This window comes from Rhodococcus sp. ACPA1, assembly GCF_002300195.1.
GTDB classification, from domain to species: Bacteria; Actinomycetota; Actinomycetes; order Mycobacteriales; family Mycobacteriaceae; genus Rhodococcus_F; species Rhodococcus_F opacus.
The window spans coordinates 499,467-513,744 of record NZ_NSDX01000002.1 but is presented as its reverse complement, the minus strand read 5'-3'; the positions used below and the strand labels follow the sequence as shown (position 1 = coordinate 513,744).

Here is a 14,278-nt window from a genome sequence, read left to right as displayed (position 1 = left end):
AATCGAGACAGGAAGCGCAGAAGGGCAGGTAACGCACAATGGCAGGTCGATTAGAAGGCAAGGTTGCGTTCATTACCGGCGGGGCAAAGGGCCAAGGCCGAAGCCATGCGGTGCGGCTAGCCGAAGAAGGCGCCGACATCATTACCGTCGACATCCTGGCTGACGTCGCCTCAGTTCCATACGCATTGGGTACCGCGGACGACCTCCAAGAGACGGTCAGGCAGGTCGAGTCACTCGGCCGGAAAATCGTCGCCACCCGCGCTGACGTCCGCGACTATGACGCTCTGAAGAAGGCGGTCGACGACGGTGTCAACCAGTTCGGACGACTCGACATCGTCTCCGCAAACGCCGGAGTTGTCAGCGGCTTCGTGCCAGCCGAGACTCTCGACGAGACAACATGGCAAGACATGATCGATATCAACCTCACTGGCGTATGGCACACGGTCAAGGCTGCAACCCCCCACCTTCGTGCCAGCGGCGGCGGATCCATTGTCATCACGAGTTCGGTCACTGGATTGCGCGCGGTACGAAATGCCGCGCACTACACAGCGGCTAAATCTGGTCTCATTGGGCTTATGAAAACCCTTGCCCTCGAACTCGCTGAAGACCGCATTCGCGTCAACACCATTCACCCGACGACTGTCGGAACCGACATGACTTTCAACGATGCAACCTACCGGGTCTTCCTCCCCCACATGGAGAACCCGACAAAGGCTGATTTCATCGCGGCAACCCACGTGTTGAACCCATACCCGGTGGACCTCATCGAGCCTGTCGACCTAAGCAATGCGCTTTTGTTCTTGGCATCGGAAGAAGCGCGCTACATCACGGGAGTCGCATTGCCCATCGACGGTGGCAACGCAATCGGGTGATCCACCAGCAGTACGGCAGGTCCAGTCGGCTGTGTCGACTGGACCTGCATTGTCGTTTCTTAGCGGGCAAGCCGAGGCAACACATGCTCGCCGATCCGACGCATCAAGGGGATCGCGATGTCCGTGTCAGGCGGGGAGAGCAGGATGACACCGGCCACTCCGCGCCGATGCCAGGATTCCAGAGACCGGAGGATGTCGTCATCGCTCGAATCGGGTGAGACGACCATCGGCGAGATGATGTCCCGATCGGCCGGGAGCAACGGCCGAAGCTGCGCGAGGATCTCCTCGCCCGCATCGCCCGGGGGCAGAATTGCACCCGATCCGCGGGTCCGAATAATTTCGACGACCGCGGGTGAGGATCCTCCGAGCCAAATCGGGATATCCGATCCTTGGGCCGCGGCGGGGCTGCAGACAAGCTCGGGGAACTGCCAGAACTCGCCCTCGTGGGTGAAGGGCTGACCGGTCCAAGCTTTGCGGAGGATGTCGATCGTCTCGCTCAGCCGGCGAGCTCGCTTGTTCGTCGGCTGACCGAGCACGGTTCCTTCCTCAGTCAACCAGCCAGAGCCCAGACCCAATTCCAGACGGCCGCCGGAGAGGTGATCCACCGTTGCAGCCTGCTTGGCGAGGGCGAGTGGATGCTGCGTGATGAGCGGGATGACATTTGTACCAAGACGAACGTGAGTGGTGACGGCGGCCACGTAGGACAGGAGGGTCAGCGAGTCCGAATACAGCGTGTCGGCAGGAAAGGGCAGCTTGCTGTCCTTCTGATAGGGGTATCGGCTGGCGTAATCAGTGGGAATGATCGTGTGATGAGGCAACCAGAGCGAGTCGAGTCCGACGGCATCGCAGACTCGCGCGAGCTCCGCGAGAGCGAGAGGGTTCGCCTGCAGCGTGTGCCGCAGGCTGAGCCCGACTTTGAGTGGTTTGGCCGTTGTAGTCATGTAATGCCCTTCGTTGCTGCTGGATTTGAGCCTCGGCGGCATGGAAACCACACGACCTGCGCCACTCGTCAGGTACGCGGGAATCCGCCGATGCGATACGAGGGATCCGACCCATCCCAGCTTCCGGTCGGATAGCCGCGTGCATTGAACGTCTCCGAGTAGAATGCGCTCGCGTCCCCGCTCATCGACCATTCGATGACGACCTCGCGTGCGCTGATCAGCCAGCGGTCGTTGCGCTTGTCGAGCACGTCGAGGTACCGAGCACCGAGTAGCCGTACCGTGGTCCGGTCGCCGGAGGCCAGTCCGGCAAGAACGTAGGACTCCGCCTCGGCACTGTCCCCGTCGATGCGGCAATTGTGTGTCGTGATGTTGTGCGTGTGCGCCCGCGACGACGAGGCGTGGCCCTCGTTCAACTTGCGCGCAATTCCGGGAACACCATCGATAATCTTGCCGTATCGAACGACGGCGTCCGGATGGAAGGCGCTAGCCAGCAGTTCCACATCATGGCGGTCGAGGCCCCGCGCTGCGCGGTGAATGCAATCGAGGATCTGCTGTCGCGCGAGCAGTTGGCTGAGCTCGGCGCGAAGATGTTCGAGCTCCCCTACCGCGGCCTCAGGCATTTCGCGCGGAGAGATCGACCATACAAACGGAGTCGGTCCCGAATACACGGTGGAAACGCCCGCCCCCGATGAATCCGGCAATCACCAGACCCAGGTCGACGAGTTCGGGATCGGAGAAGCTCGCATGCAGCCGGTCCCAGAACACCTCATCGTCATGGAGCGCGATGTGGTCGAGAGCGAATCGTTCAGCGAATTCGATTGCGAGCGACTCCCGTTCGCTGAACGGAGACTGATCCTCACGCCAGGTTGTGACTGCCTCGTAGAAGGACTCCGGAATTCCTGCGCCGCCCTCCTCTTCACCAGGGGCACCTCGCCGAGACTGACACAAGTTGCAGTCGTTGATCAGCGCGATGCGGTAACGAGCGGCTTCGAACTCACGACCGGAGAGCCGCGCGTGTGTGCGTGCAGCCCCGTTAAATGCGACGAGGTCATCCCATATCCGTGGGGATAGAGCTCCCGCCGCCGCCGCGAGGTTGTCGGTGTCCGGCAGATCGAGTCTCAACATACTTACTCCTTCTCAACTGCGACCGTGATCCTCAGCGACGGTGGCGCGCGCCCACATACGTCAACGCGAGCTCTGCGTTGACGTCACGTCTCACACCTTCACGCCCGCCAGGATTTTCCGGACGGCGCGCAGGGCCGTCGTGCCTGCCAGCGAGAGTGATCCACCGTAGCCCTCGAAGTTGACGCCACCGCAGTCTGCGCCCGTGGCGTAGAGCCCTTCGATGGGCTCACCGACCTCCGAAAGCACCTGCGCGTTCGTATCTATGGCGATGCCTGGGTACGGGACCGTGATGGATGGCTCGACGAAGAGCGCACGGAAGGGCGCACTGCCGTGGTCGGCAGGCAGGACCGGAGGCGCGAAACCGTTCTCCTTGGCAAACTCGGCGACCGCCTCGGGTGTCTCGCACAGCTTCCCGAGCGCTCCGAGCATGAGCGACTTTTCGAATGAGTCGATCGGCTGGACAGGCTTCGAGGCCGGCACACGGGTGTTGATGTCTTCGTCCCAGACGAGCAGGCCGGTGGAATCCGGCTGGCTCAGCAGCGCCAGCGAGTTGATGTGGTCGCCGCGTTTCTCGTCGGTGAATCGTTCTCCGTCGCGGTTGTAGAGCCAGCAGGCCCAGCTACGTAGGTTGCTGTAGGTGTGCCATGCGTCGCTGTGCTCGGCGAGTTCGACGTTCTTGCCCACGAGGTGTCCGTAGAAGCCACCCTCCCGCACAATGCGCGCGCCGGCCGCCCTGGCGAGGTCCAGTCCGTCGCCACGGACCGTCTCTGCAGCGCGCGCACGCAGCGTCGCACCGGCCGGGCCGAAGAACTCCTCGAGGTGTTTCTGCGACTGCGCGAATCCACCGGTAGAGAGCACCGTCGCGGAGGCTCGCACCTCGACCTCGAGGGAGTCGTCGAGAATGACCGCGCCCACCACTCGACCCGACTCCACGATCAGCCGGTCGGTGACGGCGCCGTAGACGATCTGTCCCCCGGCCTTCTCGACCTCGCGGATAGCGCGCGCGAAGTAGGTGCCCAGATCGGCCTCGTGCCCCCAACCGTCGAGCACAGGGATGAGAGGCGTCGTAACTCCGCTCACGTCCTCGAGATGCGAGATGAGGTTCTCGAACTCGTCATAGATGATGGACTGAAGCTCCCGGTTTCCCTTGGGGTCCTCGGCCGCATACTCCTCCATCGAGCCGAATCGCCAAACGAAACCTGACGAAAGCATCGAGGTGCCGCCACTGGTTGCAGCACGCTCGACGACAAGGACGCTGGCCCCTCCCTTGGCTGCGACCGATGCTGCGGTGAGCCCGGCCATCCCGGCACCAAGCACCAACACGTCCACTTCCAACAATTCCCGTTCGGACACTGCGCACTCTCCTCGGCGTCACGCTCAATGACAGTCACGTCCGGTGGCGACGATGCGCGAGTGCCAACCGATTACGGGTGCAAGTCGCTGTTCATCGAAATCATGGGGCCGCCAGGATCGGCGGAGCGCTGTCGTTCGAGCAAATTTGCGAAACTAACTTCTATTCTATCGAAATTCTAACCATAAATATAGCTATCGATACTGTTTTTCGGCAATCCCCTATGTCAAACGGGCCATGTTGACGCGGATTCGCACGGGATCGAGTGGCGTGTCGGCCGGATAGGTCCCGCCAAATACCTCGACACCGTCCTCATGAAGCCGTGCTGGGAGCTCGGGCCAGTACGAGGTCCCCGCGTCCGACACCGATGCGCCTGGCCCCACCCGCGCGATCCGCACCCGCGCGTCGCTCGAGCCCGTACCCGCGATGCTCAACACGATGTCCGCACCGTCGAACTGCACCCAAGGATCCACGATCGGCACCGAGAGAAAACCGTGGTGCGCGACGAAATGCACCGAACCGGTGAATCGCAGTGTGCCCGTGCCGTGAGCGAAGGGCACTGCGTTCTCCTGCTCGACAGCGGGCGCGAAGAAAAACTCGTCGGAGGCGGAGACTCCCGCACCGTTCCCGACCGCGATTCGAGATCCAGGCGACCGCGCGACGTACCCCCGGAAGCTGCTCCTCACCCCCCACAGCAGCCCTAGCAGCTGCGTCGGCTCGCCCGTCATCGAACGCGGGTCTCGAGGCTTTTCTGTATGGCGAGCTCGGCATCCACGATCCGCTGGCGCGCCATTCGCACGCCCCGTGGGTTGTTCCAGCCCACCACGCCGGTGACTCGTCCGTCGGAGATCGCCCTGACGAGGAACCGATTGCGTTCCGGCTCATCCTCTATCGTCTCGACGGTGGCTCCGTCGGGGACGGTGCCGTACACCTGGATCTTGACGTCATACTGGTCGGTCCAAAAATAGGCGATCGGGGTGTACTCGAGTTCTTCACCCAGAATGTTCCGTGCGACCAGCATGCCCTGCTCGGATGCGTTCGTCCGGTTCTCGAATCGCACATGGGCGTCACGGCGCTTGTCATACCAGCGCGCGACATCGCCCGCCGCGTAGACGTCCTCAGCTGCGCGGCAATACGCATCGCAGACGACGCCGTCAGCAAGTTCGAGACCGCTCGAATCGAGCCACCCTGTCGCCGGCGACGAGCCGATAGAGACCACCACGATGTCGGCGGGGATTACCTCGTCGCCGACGTCCACGCCGACGACTCGTCCACCGTCGGCGACGATGTCCCGAACCATCGTCTCGAGTCGGAACTCGACCCCATGAGCCTCATGCAGTGACCGGATACGGGCACCGAGCGCCTCGCCGACGACGCGTAACATCGGCGACGGCACCGGATCAACGATCGTCACCTTCGCGCCGAATTTACGTGCGGTCGCGGCCATCTCGCAACCCAATACGCCGGCACCGGCGATGACGACATCGCGCGCACCCGTGAGCTGCTCTCGCAGCCGGAGGCTGTCAGAGAGGCTGTGCAGGCTCTGCACTCCGTGAATGTCCTGCCAACCGGGCAACTGCCGGGGACGCAGCCCCGTCGCGATCACCAACGAGCCGTATTCACCCACGGTCCCGTCGTCGAAGGCCACGGTGTGGTCGAGTACGTTCAGCGCGGTCGCCTCGACTCCGAGATCCAATCGCATGTCGAGGGCGTCGATGACCTCGCTCGAGCGAAGGGCTGCGCGAGCCGGCTCCCATTCACCCGCGAGTACCTGCTTGGACAGCGGCGGGCGATCGTAGGGAGGATGCGGCTCGTCACCGACCATGCGGATACTGCCTGCGAAGCCCTTGCGGCGGAGGGTCTCAGCAACCGTGAGGCCCGCTGCCGCAGCTCCTACGATGAGGACATCGCTTCTCATCGTGCCTCTTGCTCCGCAAGCCGAATCGCGGCAGCCGGGCACAGGCTGATCGCCGTGAGCACGTCCTCTTCACTGGAGACGGGGACATGCTCGTCGAGCAACACCACGATGCCGTCCTCATCACGCTGGTCGAATACTTCCGGTGCCGCGAAGACGCACTGGCCACCTGCGACACATTTGTCTTCGTCGACGACGATATGCATTTCTTTCATCATTTCTTCTCTCCTATTGGCGCGACGGGGTCACCACGCCACCGGAAGCGACGCAACACCGTAGATGGGCGCGTCGCGACGGAATTCGATCTCGGCTGCCGGGACCGTGACGCGCAGGTTCGGAAACCGCCGGAGCACGGCAGGAATCGCGACCGTCAGCTCGAGGCGAGCCAGATGCTGTCCGAGGCATTGATGGATGCCGAAGCCGAAGCCGACGTGCGGCACAGGCTTTCTGGAGATATCCAGCTCCGGCAAGTCCCCGACCAACGCTGGGTCGTTGTTCGCAGCCAGCAACGAGAATGTGATCCGCTCGCCTACCGAGAAATCGCGCCCCGCGATCGTCGTATCGCGAGCAACGAGGCGATGTACTCCTACTGCCAAGGACAGATAGCGGAGCAGCTCCTCGATCGCAGTGCGGACCACAGAGTCGTCATCCCTGACAGCCGCGGCCTGATCTGGGTGCTCCAGCAGAGCGAGCGTCCCTACCGTGATCGCATTCGCCGTCGTCTCGTGACCCGCGATGAGCACAAACATCGCTATGCCGACAATCTCCTCGTCGGTGATCTCGCCCTCGTTCTCGGTGATCAGGGCACTGATGAGGTCGTCGCGGGCAGCGGCTGTTGCCTTCGCCACGACAACCCGTTCGCGCAGGTATGCACGCAGCGCCGCGACAGCTGAGATCGCGGTCTCGGTGGCGGACGAGAGGCTCAGGATGTCGAGAGTCCACTGCTGGAAATCGCCGCTGTCTTCGAAGGGGATACCAAGGATTTCGCAGATGACCCGAGTGGGCACGTGCAAGGCGAACTGCGAGAAGAAGTCTCCCGCCCCCCCGAGCGCCTCGAAGCTGTCCAGGCTCTCATTGACGATCTCTTCGATGCGGGGCCGCAGGCGCTGGATGTTCTTCACGGTGAACCACCGACTCACCATGCGGCGGATCCGCGCGTGTTCAGGACCGTCGTAGTAGATGAAGTACCCCGGAATGTTCGCCAACGTTCCAGAGGTCTGCGCCTCCGAACTTGGTCCCATCACGACGTCGCCGCTGCCCAGGAGCTCGCGGACGTCGTCGTAGCGTGTGATTGCCGTCACGTCGAAGTGTCCGTATTGAGGGAGGTCGAGGCCTAGCTGCGGTAGCTCTCCCGCATCACGCACCCTGACGAGTTCGCTATCGGGCGCGAAGCCGTGGCCGATCTCCCGCCGCACGGTCAGAAGGGGACTCAATTCAGTGGACATAAGGGTTCTCCGTTTCTTCGGTTCCGCGCTGCGGTGCGCGTCCGCAATAGTGTTGTCCGGCAGGGCATCATGTCGGCTCATTCCGGCGCCATGATCGACGGCAGCCAGGTCACGATATTCGGGAAGAACACGAAGACGACCAGGATCACGAGCGTGACGACGACGAACGGGGCCACACCCTTGAACACGTCGGTGAGCTTGATGCTGTACCCCTGATTCACCGCAGGATCCTTCGTCAGACCGTGCACGATGAACGACAGAATGCCGATCGGCGGCGCGACCATGCCGATCTGGACGAGCATCATGAGGAAGATCCCGAACCAAATCATGTCTACGCCGAGCGCAGTGAGCGGCCCGATGAGCACAGGCAGGGTGAGGAGGATCATCGACAACTCATCGAGGAACATCCCCAGCAGGACGAACAGCACGATCAGGACGAGCAGGAACACCACTGTCGGCATACCCAGCCCGACCAGGAAGTTGGTGGCAGACTGGGCGACGCCGCTCAGGGCCATCAGCCGGGTCATGACCGTGACCCCGATGACGAGCAGGAACAGGGCGGCCGACGATACTACGGTCTCCATCAGGCTCTCGCCGACGAATGAGCGGATCCGCCTGAACGTGCGCTCTTTTCGTGGAAACGACAGGACGCTGACGACGATGGAAGCGAGCGCGCCGAAGGCGCCGGCCTCGGTCGGGGTGTAAAGGCCCGCAAGCATTCCGCCGATCACTACGAGCACGACGACCGCGATCGGGACGATCCCGACGAGGGAGCGCAGCTTCTGCCCGAGCGGTGCCCGCGTGACGACGCGCGGTGCGGACGACGGCTTGATGAGAGTCCAGACGACGATGACCCCGCCGAACGCGACAGCAAGGATGATTCCCGGAACAACGCCCGCGATGAGCTGTGGACCTGTCGCCGTCTGCACGAGGCCGGAGTAGATGACGAGCATCACGCTGGGCGGGATCACCTGGCCCAACGTGCCCGCCATCGCGACCGTACCCGTCGCGAGTGCCGGACTGTACTTCAACTTGAGCATCTCCGGGATGGCGATGCGGCCCAGGGCGACGGTGATAGCTATTGAGCTGCCGCTCGCGGCCGACAAACCTGCGCCGGCAAGGTTGGTGCCGACGGCAACTCCGCCAGGGGACCGACCCAGCCAGAGGAGAGCCACGTCGAAGGCCCTACTGGTGAGGCCCCCCTTCCACATGGCGATGCCCATCAACACAAACATCGGGATGACGCTGAGTTGCCAGCTCGCGACCGTGTTGAACACAACACCCTCGAAGGTGCCGACCACCGTCGGTAGCTTGCCCAGCACGAACAGCCCGAATGTGGGGATCAGTATCATCGAGACGCCGATATGGACGCCGAGCAGTAATGCGCAGAGCACGAGACCGATAACGAGGTAGCCCACCGCTTCCCGCGGAAGGTCGAACATCAGGAGCGAGACGAGGCCGACGCCGAGTAGCCCAGCGGTGACGACATACGAGATGTTGCCGGGTCGCAACACGAGACGGCGGTGCGGCAGCCGGCTCTGAGGTGCCTCCTCGTGCCGGGGTGCATTGACAGTACGCGTGGGTGACGACATCCTCAGACGCCTTCTGTGAGTAGGACCGGTTCCGCGGACCCGGGGGCCTGACGCCCCGAGAGTTGCCTGTACAGCTCGACGCCGAGCTGAAGCACTGCCAAGATCAGGCCCGCCGCGATGACGAAGCGAATCGGCCAGATCACCAGCCACCGGGCGCTCAGGGCGGCCTCGTTCAGTTCCATCTTCATCACCGCGCTCACGAACGTGTACCAGGCGAGGCCCGAGAAGGTGATGAGCGCAAGGACAATGGCGACGAGGTCGGCCACCCACTTCATCTTGGGTGAGAGTGCATCTGTAATCAGTGTCACGTCGATATGTCCACGCCGTATCTCGGCGAAAGCCAACGGGAGGATCGCCACGAGGGGCATCCACCAATACGTCACAAAATCCGTCGTGCCCGGCACCGACTGGTTGAAGAAGTTGCGCGCCAGTACGTCCACGGCGAGCTGCAGAATGAGCATGAGGAGCGCGATGCCGCCGACACACGCTGCTGTTTTACCCGCCCACTCGATCCCTGCCACGAGCTTCGGGGCGCGACGTGACGGTGAAACGAGGACCGTTGAGGTTTCGGCTTCGGTCATGGTGAGGTCCAATCCGGTATGTCTGACCCGTAACGCACGGATCTGGTACGTGACATCTGGAACCTGCGTCCTCGGAGTCGCCCGACCAGCGTCTGCGAGGCAGCGGCGGTCAGGGGTTGAGTGCTCGGCTGCGTTCGTGCATGACCTCGCTCACACGTTCCTGCCAGCCGTCGAGATCGGGCGATTGAGCCTTGATCTCGTCGATCACGCCCTTCCAGAACTCGAGATTCTGCATGTAGCCCTCGATGAACGCTTCCGGGTCGGTCACCGCTGACGGGGCTCGGTCCGCGAGCGTCGACAGTGCCTCCTTCTGAGTCGCTGCGAGCGCTTCGTCCAGCTCGGACGCGTCGTGCGTGGTGACCCGGTCGTCGGCGAGGTATTCGGCCGTGTCTTCGAGGTTGACCTCTGCCGACCGGATGGTCGATCGAATCGCCGCTTCTTCGAAGATCTGCTTCACCTCCTGAGGAAACGACTCCCACGTGTCCAGGTTCAGGACCTGCACGTACCCGAGGAAGGTACTGAACTGCGCCGGAGTGAAGTTCGGCGCGACGTCTTGGATCGAGAAGTCGTTCTGGATCGTTGCCGGCCACACCACGCAGTCGATCACGCCGCGTTGAAGCGCCTCATACATTTCAGGTCCGTTGATGAACTGCGTCGACATCCCAAGCGATTCCGCTTCCGGGATCCATGATCCTCCGCCGACATGCACCCGTTTGCCGTCTGCCTCGTCCAGGGTCTCGACCGGGTCCACGCAAGCGAGGTTGTACGGCGCGCTCGCGAAGCCGGTGAGCACCTTCGCATTCTGAGCTGCGAACTCGGCGTCGAGTATGTCACTGCTTTGGAACAGGTCCCAGGTCGCCAGGAGCTGCTGCAGGTGCCCCTCGGGAGTCGCGATGTCGTACGACGTCTCGGAACCGAGGTCCCGCAGCCACTGCGACACGGGAAGCTCGTCAGGGTTGAGGCTGGTCGAGAAGCCCCCGAATCCCACGGTGTCGGCTTGCACCGAGGGCAGTACCTCGTTAGCGGGGACAAGGGAGTTCGACCAGTAGGGCTCGAAGGTGATCTTCCCTGCTGTCGCTTCCGTCACGTATTCGAACAGCGAATCCGCGACCACCCCGTTCGTGCCCGCCTGCGGGGTGATCAACGCAGCCCTGATGACAGTCGGGTCAAAACTTTCGAGTGTCCCCCCGGCATCGGCACCTCCAGTGTCAGTGCCGGAACTGCATCCCGTGAGGAGGAGCGACGCGACGACCGTCGCCGTGAAGGCCGTAAGTCCGGTGTGAATTCGATTCATAACTCACTTCTTCGTAGAAGCGGAAAGGGTATGCCTCGTGGCGGGGCGTTGGCGGGCGACTGCTCACTGCGCCACAGCCCAACAGTCGGTGCCGGCCAGCACTGGACGCGATTTCGCTTAGCGTCGCCGAATCGGCTTTCATCGAGATGGATTCGCGAATGCTGAATCAGCTTAGCATTAAGCCGCTTCTGGTGGGTGGTATTTCGTATTCAATTTCTGTTTTTTACGTCGCCTGGTCCTGCCTGCGCCGCAGTGGTAAAGACGGCTCAGTTCTGATACTCACGGTCGCTCCAGATCGGCCCCGTGTGCACCGAGTGTCCTCCGTCCACCGGCAGGATCGCACCATTGACGAACGATGCCTCTTCCGACGCCAGGAATGCCGCTACTGAGGCGATCTCGGATGGTCGTCCGAGCCGGCCTATCGGGACACTGTCGAGCAGGTACTTGCCGCGAGGAGCCATCGCGTCGGCGCTGCCGTAGCTACGGACAACATTCGGCGTCTCGGTGGGACCAGGTGCGATTGCGTTGCACCGAACCCCCAGCGGCCCGTAGTCGAGGGCTATCTGCTTCGTGAGGCCCACCACACCATGCTTCGCAGCGGTGTAAGCACCGAGGTGGTGATTGGCCATGAAGCCCAGCGTCGATGCCGTGTTGACGACCGTACCGCTCCCACGCTCGACCATCCCGGGAAGCACCGCCTGCGCCCCGTGAAACACCGCGTTCAGGTCGACGTTGAGCACGAGGTCCCAGTTTTCCCGGCTCATCTCGTGGAGCAGCCCAGCTCGGGTGAGGCCGGCGTTGTTGAGCAACACATCGACTCCGCCGTTTCGCTCAGACGCTGCCCCGACGAGCGACGCCCAGTCGGCAGGCTTGGTCACATCGGTGTCGACGAACGTGATGTCACCGCCACGCTCGAGCATGTCCGACCACTCATCGGACTTGCCGACGTCTGCAACGAACACTGCGGCACCCTCGCGAGCGAACCTCTCGGTCATGGCGAGACCGATGCCGGAAGCACCGCCGGTCACAATGACGGTCTTGCCCGAAAAGCGACGACCCTCGGTCAATTCCTCATTTATCATCTGCAGTTCCCTTCTCTGCTGTTCCCGATCCGGTCGGCGTCTTGCCGACTACATTGCGTAGGCTTCCGACACCCTCGACCTCGACGACGACTTCGTCCCCGTCGACGAGGAATGGTCCGTCCGCGCCTTCCTCGAACGCCGTGCCCGCTGGTGTGCCGGACGCGATGATGTCGCCGGCGCGCAACGGGATGAACCCGTGCAGGTGGTCGACGACATCAGCGAAGGAGTAGACCATTTCGCTCGTGCTGCCACTCTGGCGGAGCTTTCCGTTGACGCGCGTCTGGATGTCGAGGTCGTTCTCGTCGAGGTCCTCGTCCACCACGACCCACGGTCCGCACGCGGTTCCGCCTCGGAAGTTCTTCTGCAACACCCAGGTGAGGGGACCCTCGTCGATCCTCGGTGCGCCCGATGAGAAGTACGGGTCACGCACACTGACGTCGTCGACAGCGACGACACCCCAGACGCGCGGCGTCTCGCCGCCGCGAAGCACGACCCCGACCTCTCCCTCGTAGTCGAGGTACGAGAAACCGGATGGCCGACCGAGCCGTCCGCCGTCGCCGACGACCGTGCGCGGCAGAATCTGGAACCCCCACGGAGGAACGCCCGAGCGCCTGGCCTCGAGGAGCTTCGCAACACGATCCGCGGTCGCCGCGCCGCCTCCCTCGATTGCGAATTCGGATCGCGCCGCATGCGTGGCGAAGTTCGCGCCGATGGCGAGCACCGCAATCGATGGCGCGGCGAGCGGGGGCGCACCGTCCAGAACGACGTCATAGCCACCTTCCTTCGCCGCCCACACGAGCAGAGACTCGACTGCCGCCCTCGCCTTGTCCCATCCGTCGATGAGTGACGTCCAGTCAGCGTCCGCCGTAGGCAACAGCCCTGTGAGGATGCTCGACGCGCTTGGATCGTGCGCACTGAACGCGGTCACCGCACCATGGAGGTCGATGAACCGATCCTCCTGCGCTACGGCGGTTTTGCCGGATTGCAATCGTGCGAACCTCAACCCTTCACCTCTCCTGATCGTGCTGACTGTTTCTGGCCGACAACATGAGACGATGATCGCCCCGCTTGATCCCTGATCCGGGCAAGCGCGTCGGCGGCCGCCCGAGCACGATCGACGTACGACATCCCGGCGAACGCTGGTGAGGGCACTTCGACGTACTGCGTCGCAGCAGGCATGGCTCGCACCAGATCGACCAACGGCAGCCCGCCCTCCCCCGGGAGGAGCCGAGCGCTCCGGGCCTCGTATGCCAGTGCCTCCGCCGTCGGTTCGGCGAGAGTCCGCGGCGCATCACAGAGATGCACGATCGGATAGAGATCGGGGCGCAGTCGCACTAACTCTGCGACGTCGTTCGGCGTGCCGCCCGTGCGCGCGAGATGCAACGCGTCGACCACAACGACTGCCGCCGGGTCCTGGAGCCGCTCCACCATTCGGTGAGCTTTGTGCAGCGAGTTCACGGCAGTGTACGAAGTGAACTCCAGGGCGACGGTGAGACCGTGGGGTGCAGCCAGCCGACAGAGTGCGGCCAGATGATCGGTGGCGCGCTCTTCGTCCCGGTCGCTGCACATTGTATTGACGAATCTCGCGCCGACCCGCGCGCCGAACTCCAGGACGGGCTCCAAGCGGGCCACCTCGAGATCTGAATGGATATCCACGAACTCGATGTCCGCCACCCCTACGCGTGCTGAGTTGATAGCACCGCCCATGTCCAACGGGATCCGACCGACGGCGTCGGGGCGGGTCCCCACCGGCACCGCTCGCAGCGTCACGGCCTCAAAGCCCGCCTCCGCCGCCGCCGCAATCGACTCCGAAGGGGATGCGCCAGCAACCGTCAGATAGGACAGGACGGACGTTCCGGAACCGCAGCTCATCGGCGGCGCACCCCGGTCTGCAGATCTGCATTCGGCAGCTTCGCGGCGACGGTCAGCTCGTCGGGGAATGACACGCTCGTCGATTCGGACACCACGGCCTCGGTCGAGGAGGCAAGTGAATGCTCCAGATCGGGGTCGGCGATCCGGACGAACACAAAGGTTGTGGACAACGCAAACTCCTTCGCCATGTCGTATGAAGCCAGGCTAT

16 protein-coding genes are annotated in these 14,278 nt (G+C 63.2%); 1 reads left to right on the top strand and 15 read right to left on the bottom strand.

The annotated features are described in order from the left end of the window. Window positions 1–38: 38 nt before the first annotated feature. Window positions 39–872, top strand: a complete 834-nt coding sequence (locus CJ177_RS08875; protein ID WP_061042572.1) for a mycofactocin-coupled SDR family oxidoreductase — start codon at window positions 39–41, stop codon at window positions 870–872. Between the two features lie 59 nt (window positions 873–931). Here the strand turns inward: CJ177_RS08875 and CJ177_RS08870 are convergent, their stop codons facing one another. The 15 genes from CJ177_RS08870 to CJ177_RS47315 form a co-directional block, all read right to left on the bottom strand. Continuing rightward, window positions 932–1,813 (bottom strand): TIGR03619 family F420-dependent LLM class oxidoreductase, encoded by an 882-nt coding sequence (locus tag CJ177_RS08870; RefSeq protein ID WP_061042573.1) that lies wholly within the window; start codon window positions 1,811–1,813, stop codon window positions 932–934. Window positions 1,814–1,881: 68 nt separating this feature from the next. Next, complete coding sequence (locus tag CJ177_RS08865; protein ID WP_061042574.1) at window positions 1,882–2,433, bottom strand: nuclear transport factor 2 family protein; 552 nt, start codon at window positions 2,431–2,433, stop codon at window positions 1,882–1,884. Next, window positions 2,426–2,938 carry a carboxymuconolactone decarboxylase family protein gene (locus CJ177_RS08860; protein ID WP_061700104.1) on the bottom strand — a complete coding sequence of 171 codons (513 nt, stop codon included), beginning with the start codon at window positions 2,936–2,938 and terminating at the stop codon, window positions 2,426–2,428. The genes CJ177_RS08865 and CJ177_RS08860 overlap by 8 nt, the downstream gene beginning before the upstream one ends. Window positions 2,939–3,028: 90 nt before the next feature. Continuing rightward, window positions 3,029–4,291, bottom strand: a complete 1,263-nt coding sequence (locus CJ177_RS08855; RefSeq protein ID WP_061700105.1) for an FAD-dependent oxidoreductase — start codon at window positions 4,289–4,291, stop codon at window positions 3,029–3,031. Between the two features lie 219 nt (window positions 4,292–4,510). After that, a complete protein-coding gene (locus CJ177_RS08850) occupies window positions 4,511–5,017 on the bottom strand; it encodes an HtaA domain-containing protein (RefSeq protein WP_061042577.1) in 507 nt (168 codons plus the stop codon). Further along, window positions 5,014–6,207, bottom strand: coding sequence for an NAD(P)/FAD-dependent oxidoreductase (locus CJ177_RS08845; protein WP_061700106.1), 1,194 nt, complete (start codon window positions 6,205–6,207; stop codon window positions 5,014–5,016). Before CJ177_RS08845 ends, CJ177_RS08850 begins: the two co-directional genes overlap by 4 nt. After that, a complete protein-coding gene (locus CJ177_RS08840) occupies window positions 6,204–6,410 on the bottom strand; it encodes a ferredoxin (protein WP_061042617.1) in 207 nt (68 codons plus the stop codon). Before CJ177_RS08840 ends, CJ177_RS08845 begins: the two co-directional genes overlap by 4 nt. A 39-nt stretch (window positions 6,411–6,449) precedes the next feature. Then, complete coding sequence (locus CJ177_RS08835; RefSeq protein ID WP_061700107.1) at window positions 6,450–7,649, bottom strand: cytochrome P450; 1,200 nt, start codon at window positions 7,647–7,649, stop codon at window positions 6,450–6,452. A gap of 77 nt (window positions 7,650–7,726) precedes the next feature. After that, the gene (locus tag CJ177_RS08830) at window positions 7,727–9,241 is read right to left on the bottom strand and encodes a TRAP transporter large permease (RefSeq protein WP_061042580.1); all 1,515 of its coding nucleotides are present in this window, start codon (window positions 9,239–9,241) and stop codon (window positions 7,727–7,729) included. A 2-nt stretch (window positions 9,242–9,243) separates the two neighbouring features. After that, a complete protein-coding gene (locus CJ177_RS08825; protein ID WP_061042581.1) occupies window positions 9,244–9,822 on the bottom strand; it encodes a TRAP transporter small permease subunit in 579 nt (192 codons plus the stop codon). A gap of 109 nt (window positions 9,823–9,931) precedes the next feature. Then, window positions 9,932–11,116 (bottom strand): hypothetical protein, encoded by a 1,185-nt coding sequence (locus tag CJ177_RS08820; protein ID WP_061042582.1) that lies wholly within the window; start codon window positions 11,114–11,116, stop codon window positions 9,932–9,934. A 266-nt stretch (window positions 11,117–11,382) separates the two neighbouring features. Next, a complete protein-coding gene (locus tag CJ177_RS08815) occupies window positions 11,383–12,198 on the bottom strand; it encodes an SDR family NAD(P)-dependent oxidoreductase (protein WP_063886915.1) in 816 nt (271 codons plus the stop codon). Then, window positions 12,188–13,186: a fumarylacetoacetate hydrolase family protein gene (locus CJ177_RS08810; RefSeq protein WP_179443175.1), complete on the bottom strand. Its 999-nt coding sequence runs from the start codon at window positions 13,184–13,186 to the stop codon at window positions 12,188–12,190. The genes CJ177_RS08815 and CJ177_RS08810 overlap by 11 nt, the downstream gene beginning before the upstream one ends. A gap of 11 nt (window positions 13,187–13,197) precedes the next feature. Then, on the bottom strand, window positions 13,198–14,070 hold the full coding sequence (locus CJ177_RS08805; protein ID WP_095867577.1) for a sugar phosphate isomerase/epimerase: 873 nt from the start codon (window positions 14,068–14,070) through the stop codon (window positions 13,198–13,200). Beyond that, window positions 14,067–14,240 carry a hypothetical protein gene (locus tag CJ177_RS47315; RefSeq protein ID WP_156517667.1) on the bottom strand — a complete coding sequence of 58 codons (174 nt, stop codon included), beginning with the start codon at window positions 14,238–14,240 and terminating at the stop codon, window positions 14,067–14,069. The genes CJ177_RS08805 and CJ177_RS47315 overlap by 4 nt, the downstream gene beginning before the upstream one ends. Window positions 14,241–14,278: the final 38 nt, after the last annotated feature.